Genomic DNA, 8,925 nt, shown 5'->3' with positions numbered 1-8,925 from the left:
TCCACACTTTCAAAATGCTCTTGATCAGCACAAACATACAGACCTAACGAAGCACTAGTAGGCGGGTTCGGCAGAAACGTCTGCCCGGCGTCGACGAGATGGTCGTCTCGCCGGCTGCCAAAGGCTTGCCGGTCTGCGATGGCCCTTGGATTTTCCCTCCCGCAGTCCGGAGCCATGAGGGCGGGAGCAGTTCACTGCACGGTGCGCCAAGTCACGCCGGGTCCGAGCGGGACATGGATTCTTCCGGAGTGAGTTTTGGCCGTCCGACGGTTCACCGAGGCACAGGCGTGCAACGCGTGCACGCATCCATGGGTCCGGACCACTGGCCGGATGGATGCAGCATGAGATTCACTCCTAGTGGGTTCGGCCGTACCGTCCCCATCGGCTCACCGGATACGCCTCTGTGCCAGCTGCTCAGCCCTCGGTCGAACACCGTACTGACACCCGCAATACCGTCGTCGACGCGACGCTCACACCAGTCATCTTGTCTTCAATAAAAACATCCACAGACGGGAAACCCCTCATGAGTAAACGGCGGAAAAGCCTCCTCGACGACGTCCTGGATCGGTCTAGCGACGTGGGCCGTGATTCGCGCGATCTCGCGCGCCGGGCTCTCACCGGAAAGAAAAAGAAGAAGGGTAAAAACAGCGCCCGTAAGCTCGCCAAACGCAACAACCGTGCGATCGAAGCTCTCGTGGTGCAACTCGACCACTACATCAAGCACGACCGGGAGAAGGAAAAGAATCACAGTGCCAACTGAGAGTGCGCAGCCCTTCCACCCTTCAGTGCTTCGACTCAGGCAGCAAGGGAAAGCGGGCCCGGGTGGTTGAGCGCCGCGCGCGGCACACAGCACAGGTGCTGGCCCGGCTCGGGGTACGTGAAGTATCCCGGGCCGTCGGCCATGGCCGCGTCCGGACCGGCCATGTGTCAGAGGGAACGATTGAACAGCAGCGGGCCCGGGCCATCCGCCTGGCTCTGGAGGAACTCGGCCCGCTCTATGTGAAGGTCGGTCAGATTCTTTCCACCAGACCGGACTTGGTACCAGACTACATACGCGAGGAACTCGCACTGCTGACCGATCAGGCCACCGTGCGACCGTTCGACACCTTCGTACCAGCACTGGAATCGGAAATAGGAGCCGACTGGCGCGATTCGTTTAGTTCGTTCGAGACCGAACGGCCTTTGGGAGCCGCATCACTCGCGCAGGTCTACCGCGCCACGCGACTGGACGGAACCCCGTGCGTCGTGAAGATCCAGCGGCCGGGCTCTCACGGAACCGTCCTGGGTGATATGGCCGTCCTGCGGCGGGTCACCCAAGTCATCGGACGGGTCGCTCCACACTTCAATGAGGTCATCGACACTGGGGCGATGCTGGATGTCATCTTCCGCGCCATGCGCGACGAGTTGGACTTCACCCGGGAAGCGGCGAACATGAAAGATGCCCGGAAGGCCGCGAAAGAGTTCAGGACAATTAAAGTACCGAAAGCCCTTGTTGCCACCCCGAAGGTACTGGTCCAGACCTTGGCCGACGGGCAGGCCGCCAACCGGCTGAAAAAAGACGAACTGAGTCACAAGCAGCGCAAGAAAATGGCCAAAGAGTTCGTCGCCTACATGTTCAAGGGAATTTTCATCGAGAGGATTTTCCATGCGGATCCGCACCCAGGGAACGTGCTAGTCAGTCCGGATGGGAAGGCCCATGTCATCGACTGGGGGATGGTGGGCCGCATCGACCGCAGTATCAGTGCCGCAATGCTCGGCGCGCTGGTCGGTATGGCCTACAATGACGGTCCAGCCCTGGCACAATCCTGGATCCGGCTGGGCTCCACCACGCCGTGGAGCGACGTCAACGGATTCACTTCCGACATAGCCAGGTTCGTTCCTCACGTCACGAATGCCTCTCTGGCCGAACTGAACTTCGGTGTCGCCCTCACCTCCGTCCTGGCCTTCTCTACCAGCCGAGGTATTCAAACCTCACCTAATGTATCGATCCTGGGCAAAGCGGTAGCCAATATGGAGGGCACCGTCCGGCATATCCACCCAGGCTTGAAACTGGCCGACAGCATCCGCGATGTCCTGCAAGACATCCTGCTGAAGATGGCCCAGGACACCGGCTCGCCTGAGCAACTGGCCCAGTACGCTCTCCACGCCCTGTATGCCCTGACCGAGGGGCCCGGTCAGGGAGCACGCCTGCTCAGCGACATAGCCGGCCGTCAGCTCACTCTTCACAACCACACCCGATTCCGTGACACCCGCGTCAGTAAAGGGGATTTGGCGCTCGCTCTGCTGACCCTTCGGAACGGCCGTCCACGCTGACACCCTTTCTCCCATCAGCTCCGCGGGTACTGTCGCCAACGGGAGGACAGCACGCATGCGAGTACCGCGTATACGTCCTCCATCGAGCAGTCCAGGAGCGTCCAAACCCTCGCCCAAGAGGCCGGGGACGCCGCTCACCACGTCCCGCAAAGCAAAATAGGGAAACTTTTTCAACGCGTCCAGAGCCCACTGCGCCGCCGCTGATCAATGGCCCGGCGGCCTCAGATCCGTCGTCAGGTTGAAAAAGGTTCACTGAGTTCCGGCACGCGTCAAATACGCGGTGCCGCGCCTGGAGAACTCCTAGCTCATACGGGACAAGCCCATACGGGAAAAGCATTGGACGCAACACGATAGACGCTCATTACGGCCATCACCCCGCCGTCGCGGCACTGCACTAACTTATTCTGAGAGCCCGTCAATGATCCGCTGCGCTGTAGACAGACATCTCGTTTCTGCGCGCATCCTTCCTGGTAAACGAGACCCGACACACTACCTCGGTGTGTCCTGGTGCCCTTCGTATCGCTAACGGAAAGGAAACAGTTTTATGCTGAGCCGCCCACGTAGCATTCTATTCTGGGCCGTACTGATCGTCCTCCTGTACATCGTCGCCACCGCGCCTGTTGAACTCGCGCATGCTGTTATGGCTATCTGGCACAGCGTCCACATGTTCTTCAGTTCCCTAGGCACTTTGATTCGCACTTTCCAAGCGGCCTGATCCGGGCCGGCGCAACGCCCTCGCTCACCGCACAGAAATAGGATCTGCCATGCATACTCCGTTCAAGCTGTCATGCCTCCTGGTCGGCACCGCCCTCATCGCCTCCGCCTGCACGCTGAGCCCGCAAACCCCGCCGGCTACGAACAACCCGCCCTCAGTGAATGTCGACGTCCACCTTCCCCGCGCCGAGTCCGCCCCCAACCCGTCGGTACCCTCCGCCACCCGCAAGTCGTCCCTCCGGGCGAGTACTCGGTCCGGCGCCTCCTCTGACCCCGTACCTGTTACGACCGCGTCACCCGGGATACAACCATCCGGGCAGACCAGCAGCGCCGCCCCCTCCCCCACCACATCCAGCCCGTCGGCATGCTCCACGACAACAACATTCCCTCACCCACCGACCATCACCCCCGAAGCATCGCCAGACAGCGGCTCCGTCAGTCACCCGCCTCTCATCAGCCCCGGACAACCAACAACCTCGACGCACGGCCCCTGGTCTGCCCGGCAGTAGTGAGGGTTTTCAGCGTTGCCTCTCGAGGGTGAGGACGGCTTTGGCAATGACCGTCATGCGGTTGGGGCTGCAGCGGGCTCTGCGGAAGATCCGCCAGGACTTCAGTCTCGCGATGCTTCGTTCGACTGGAGCCCGCGCCGCCGACAGGGCTCGGTTGATCGTCCGCTGGGTCGGATTGAGGTCCTGGTGCGGGAGTCGCCTGATCGGCGTGGTCACCCAGGAGCCGGCCCCGATGTAGGCGCGGTCGGCGAGGATGGGCACGCCCTGGCGTTCGCAAATCCGGATGATTCGGTGGGTGCGGGCTGCGGTCAGGTCGTGGGTGCGTCCGGGCAGTGTGGGCGAGATCCATAGCAGCTCGCCCGCGGGATTCGCAACGACCTGCATGTTCACGCCGTGTCGGCGGTGCTTGTGCGAGAAGTCGGCCCGGCTGTCGCCGACCCGGTCGCACTCGGCGAGCGTGCCGTCGAGCAGGACGTGCTCGGGATCGGTCTCCCTCAGGACTCGCAGCAGGCCGGGCGCCCGCCGGGCGAGGTGATCAACGACGGCAGTGACGTAGGCGTGGGCGGTGCCGACGGATATGCCGAACCCGGCGGCGATCTGCGTAAGCGGGTCGTGCCGGCGCAGGTAGACCAGGGCGACGAGAGCACGCTGATGAGGCGGGAGCTTGCAGCATCGGTCACCCTCACGGGTGACGATGAGCATGGTTACCCACTCGACGAGGGCGTGAGGCAGGTCGAGTGCGGCAGGATAGAAAACCAACGAGGCTCCTGCGCTGATGAGTTGAGACGTCGAACACCTCTCAACGGCACGGGAGCCTTGTGCGTTGTGGGACACCGACCCGTCACCCGATCAGTGGCCACGCTGAAAGAGCTCACTGTCCGCCGTTGAGCTTGCCACCACCGAGCACGTCGACTGGTACAACCACCGGCGACTCCACGGTGAGATAGGCCACGTCCCACCGGTCGAATACGAAAACAACCACTACCTCGCAACCACGAAACCCCAGGTCACACCCAGCATCTGAGATCTCTACCGAACCCGGAACGGTTCAGCCGCTGCTGCACCGTCCTTGTCTCCGCAAGGACCGTATCCACCAGCTCGAACGGCACGACGGCGGTCAGTTCACCCAGATGCCCTGGAGCGAGATGGCGTCCCGCGGCCACGGTGACCGTTCGGGTGATGGCCGTCAGCGCAGACGGCAGGACACAATGACGGGGCAACGGAGCTCCTTCGGGACAAGCTGTCTTGGTCGACTGCCTGTACCAACGAGCTCCGTTGCTCTGTGTGTGTCGAAAGTCCTTCAACCGGCTTACGTGACCTGCGAAAACGCTAACGAGTTGGTGCGTGATAGCGGGTGAGGCGTGCTGGTCCGTTGGAGGACCGCTGTTCAGGCTTGAGCGGTGCGGTCGGAGACGAGGCCGGCGATGGCGCGGTAGGTGTCGGCCAGGCGGTCGCGGCGATGGGTCCAGCGCGTCAGTTGCTTCCAGCGTTTGTGATCGGCGAGGGCGTGTTCGACGGTGATGCGGTCGGAGGAGTGCCCGTGGCGGTCGCGTTCCCACTGATCGACTCTGCCGGGCAATGCTCCCGGGCGGGGTTTTCTGGGCGGTGTGATCGCTTGCCCGCGGTGGTCGCGGCTCAGGCCCAGGTAGCCGTCGTCCAGAAGGACCTCGACGTTGGGGAAGTGCTGGAAGCAGACGGCGATGCCTTCATTGCGGGCGGCCGTGGCATCGTGCATACGTCCAGGCCGCAGGGCATCGGTCCACAACGTGCGGCCCCGCCAGTCGGCGATCACGGTGGCTTTCATCGTGTTCTGCTTCTTCTTGCCCGAGACGAACGCACGGCGTCCGCCGCGGTTGGCCGGCGGCCTGCGAACCTGGATCTCGGTGGCGTCCAGCCGCAGCTCGACGCCTTCGGCCTGGGCGTAGGCGAACACGTCCGTCAGTGTCCGAAGACGCAGGCCAGGGCGGTCGGGGACTGCGCACCCCCGCTCGGCCAAGAGTGTACGTACCTCTCCGATCGCGCGGGTGATGGTGGAGCGGTCGACGCCGAACAGCAGGCCCAACACCGAATGCGGCAGGTCGTGCCGCAGATGAATCAGCGTGGCCACCAGCCGGTCGACGAACACCAGCCGGTGGCGGGCGCCGGCACCCGCGGCCCGCTTCCTGACCCCGCCTCGCGCGGCATGGCGTCGACCCTCGAGCCCGGCCTGCCACGGCACGGCCAACTCCTCGGCCAGGCCAGCGAGATGACGCCGCGAGATCCCCGTGAACAGCCGATGCGCCAGCACCGTCCGATTGGCCATGATCACCACACCCGGATCATGCCACTTGCCAGGCATGACGCCTCACCCGCTATCACGCACCAACTCGTAACTACCCGGCCTTGGGTCAAGGCCCCTCCGCGGACATGAACCGAACCACGCCAGCACGGCGCGGGTGACACGCTTGGGTGTGGTGCGATCAGTCGGCAGTTGGGCGTTGATGCGTCCTTGGTGACCGCCGTCATCAGTCGTCGGATCATGCCTGCCTATGGCGCACTTGTCAGCATGGAACGGATGGCGGCGTGCAGACGACTGCCGGACTCTCTCCGTCGTCTGCGAGGCATGGAGCCAGGGCCATGTCGTCAGCACTGCCGTAGCTGAGCCCTTGGTGCGGGCGCCCGCCCCGCCTTCAACGCGTTCACGTCTGAATCATGAACGCCTTCTTCTGCCGTTTGCGCAAAGGCGCTATAAAAATAATGCCGTCCTTCTCGTACGCCAGGTATCTGACGTTGAAAGATGTGGTGCGAGTTTTCTGCAGCCAGTTGTCGTTTCGGATGAATCTTCCATGCCGTAGCCACGAAAGGATCCATTCGTGTTTCAGGATGTCGAACTCTACATTCCCTTCGCAACCAGGATGAGCCCGGATGCCGAAGCCCTTCCGGAGAAGATTGCCGCATATTTGGAGTCGACAGGGCTCATCACTTCTCCGGAGAACATGAAAAGGTATCTCAGCTGGCAGCTTGAGGATCTGGCTGGCCGGTTTTACCCGGAGGCCAGGGGGGACGATATGATGGTCGGCGCACTGAGTCAGACATTCGTATTCACTTTTGACGATATCTTCGATGGGCCTGTGGGAACGGACCCCGCAGCCGCTTACCGGATTTGTCACGAAATGGCTCGGCTGGTGCGCCGCAGCGAGGAGGGCATCAACGAGAAACCGACATACCCGATCGGTGAACTTTGGCTCGACTATCGCAGGCGCTGCAACGAAGGAATGTCTGCAGCCTGGCGCCTCCGCACAGCCCGGCACTGGGAGCAGTATTTTCTGGCGTACGTGATGGAGGCGACAATCCGCAAATTGGACGCAGTTCTGGATGTTCCCACCTATACAGCTATGCGCAGGATCGCAATAGGCACCAACACGGTCCTGGCCACGGCCGAGCATTGCGGCCACTTCGAAGCGCCCCCAGAGGTACACGAAACCCTATGGTTGCGGGAGGTCTGCGAGATTGCGGCAGACGTCGTGACGATCACCAATGACTTGCAGTCTCTCGAAAAGGATCTTCGTAATAACGAAATGAATAATTTCGTCTTGCTGTTCGTGCGCGAGCATGACTGCTCAGAGCGGCGGGCGATCGAGAAACTGCAGGAACTGACCGAAATTCGCGTCAAACGGTTCATTCAACTGGAAAGCAAAGCGGATACATTGTGCAGGTCGCTGGGCATCGACGCCGAAGGGCGTGAAGGTACGCATAAGTTTCTCGGCGCCGCCCGTTCCCTGATGAAGGGAAACTACGACTGGGGGAATTCTTCGGACCGCTACAGTGCGACTGGAAGCGAGTATGTGAAGCAGTCTCCCTATATTGATGACAGGGTCTCAGAAGGTGCACGTATGCTCTGACTCGTTCCCTGCTTCGGCCCTGTTCTTGATGGGAGGCCACTAGCCTCGCGCTTTCGCGGGGTGGACTGTCCGGAGGCTGATCAAAAAAGCGGGAAGTGCTCCTGAGCTGCAATGATGGGACTTGCTGAGGGTCCTGTTGGCTGCGAGGAAAGAAGCACTTCCCAGGTGAAGAAGCGTATCGGGTCCTATCCGCATGTCTGCGTCGAGGGCGGCGGCCGGTCGGTGGTCTCCCAGGTCGGGGCCGTGCTGCTGGTGGAGACGGTCCGCAAGACCGGCCTGGACCGGGCGATATCCGTGGCCCTGAGGCCGTGGCGCAAGGCCCGGGCGGTGCATGATCCAGACAAGGTCCTGCTGGATGTGGCGCTCGCGGTGGTGCTGGGCGGGGACTGCCTGGCCGATGTCGCCATGCTGCGGGCCGAACCGGCGGTGTTCGGACCGGTCGCTTCCGACCCGACCGTCTCCCGACTCGTCGACATCCTCGCCACCGGGCGGGACGCGGGCCCTGACCGCTCTCCGCGCTGCCCGGGCCGACGTGCGTGAGCGGGTCTGGAAGCTGGCCGGTGACGCGGCACCGGACACCGGAGGATAGGTGATCGTGGACCTGGACGGCGTCCTCGTCCTGGCCCACTCCGAGAAGCAGGACGCGGCGGCGACCTTGAAGAAGTCCTTCGGTCACCATCCGCTGATGGGCTTCGTCGACCACGGCCGCGGCGGGTCCGGCGAGCCGGTGGTGGGCCTGCTGCGGCCCGGGAACGCGGCTCCAACACCGCCGCCGACCACATCACCGCCGCCCGGCTGGCCTTGGCCCAGCTGCCGAAACAGTACCGGCGGGGACGGCAGACGCTGATCCGCACCGACTCCGGCGGCGGCACCCACGCCTTCGTCGCCTGGCTCGCGAAGCGCGGGCGGTGGCTGTCGTACTCGGTCGGCATGACCATCACCGATGCCCTCCATCAGGCCGTCCTGAAGGTGCCGGCCTCGGCCTGGACGCCAGCTGTGGAACCCGACGGCGGCATCCGCGACGGCGCCTGGGGCGCGGAGATCGACGCTGGCAGCGACTGCCTGGCCGGCTGGCCGAAGGGCATGCGGCTGATCGTTCGGAAGGAACGCCCGCACCCCGGTACCCAGTTGCGCTTCACCGATGCCGACGGCCATCGGCTGACCTGCTTCGCCACCAACACGGGCGGCGAGGCGATCGCTGCTCTTGAACTGCGCCACCGGCAGCGGGCCCGTGCCGAGGACCGCATCCGTGCCGCCCGCGCCACCGGTCTGCGCAACCTGCCCCTGCACGACACCGCGCAGAACCAGGTCTGGCTGGAAATTGCCCTCGACCTGCTCGCCTGGATGCCGATGCTCGCCCTGACCGGCAAGGCCCGCCTCTGGGAACCGTGCCGCCTGCGATTTCGCCTGTTCTCCGCAGCAGCCCAGCTCGTCACCACCGGCCGCCGCCGCATCCTTCGGATGGCCGAGCAGTGGCCTTACGAGCTGGTGCGTGATTGTGTTGGAGA

General features: G+C 63.4%; 5 protein-coding genes and 2 pseudogenes. 5 read left to right on the top strand and 2 right to left on the bottom strand.

From position 1 onward, the window contains the following. Positions 1–403: 403 nt before the first annotated feature. On the top strand, positions 404–760 hold the full coding sequence (locus KM933_RS37875; protein ID WP_221361804.1) for a hypothetical protein: 357 nt from the start codon (positions 404–406) through the stop codon (positions 758–760). Between the two features lie 62 nt (positions 761–822). Continuing rightward, the gene (locus KM933_RS37870) at positions 823–2,313 is read left to right on the top strand and encodes an ABC1 kinase family protein (RefSeq protein ID WP_221361802.1); all 1,491 of its coding nucleotides are present in this window, start codon (positions 823–825) and stop codon (positions 2,311–2,313) included. Between the two features lie 1,232 nt (positions 2,314–3,545). Here the strand turns inward: KM933_RS37870 and KM933_RS37865 are convergent. Then, positions 3,546–4,295, bottom strand: coding sequence for a transposase family protein (locus KM933_RS37865; protein WP_221361800.1), 750 nt, complete (start codon positions 4,293–4,295; stop codon positions 3,546–3,548). A 112-nt stretch (positions 4,296–4,407) separates the two neighbouring features. Between KM933_RS37865 and KM933_RS37860 the strand changes: the two are divergent. Next, positions 4,408–4,560, top strand: a pseudogene (locus tag KM933_RS37860) (IS3 family transposase); the annotation flags it as partial. A 363-nt stretch (positions 4,561–4,923) separates the two neighbouring features. Here the strand turns inward: KM933_RS37860 and KM933_RS37850 are convergent. Beyond that, the gene (locus KM933_RS37850) at positions 4,924–5,838 is read right to left on the bottom strand and encodes a transposase family protein (RefSeq protein WP_221361806.1); all 915 of its coding nucleotides are present in this window, start codon (positions 5,836–5,838) and stop codon (positions 4,924–4,926) included. 550 nt (positions 5,839–6,388) lie between these two features. Between KM933_RS37850 and KM933_RS37845 the strand changes: the two genes are divergently transcribed. Together KM933_RS37845 and KM933_RS37840 are read left to right on the top strand one after the other, a co-directional pair. Then, positions 6,389–7,417 carry a terpene synthase family protein gene (locus tag KM933_RS37845; RefSeq protein ID WP_221361798.1) on the top strand — a complete coding sequence of 343 codons (1,029 nt, stop codon included), beginning with the start codon at positions 6,389–6,391 and terminating at the stop codon, positions 7,415–7,417. 165 nt (positions 7,418–7,582) lie between these two features. After that, a pseudogene (locus tag KM933_RS37840) lies at positions 7,583–8,925 on the top strand (IS1380 family transposase); the annotation flags it as partial.

The organism is Streptomyces beigongshangae, from assembly GCF_019710745.1.
Taxonomy (GTDB): Bacteria; Actinomycetota; Actinomycetes; order Streptomycetales; family Streptomycetaceae; genus Streptomyces; species Streptomyces beigongshangae.
The sequence above is the reverse complement of the archived record's forward strand: the minus strand, read 5'-3'. Positions and strand labels throughout refer to the sequence as shown.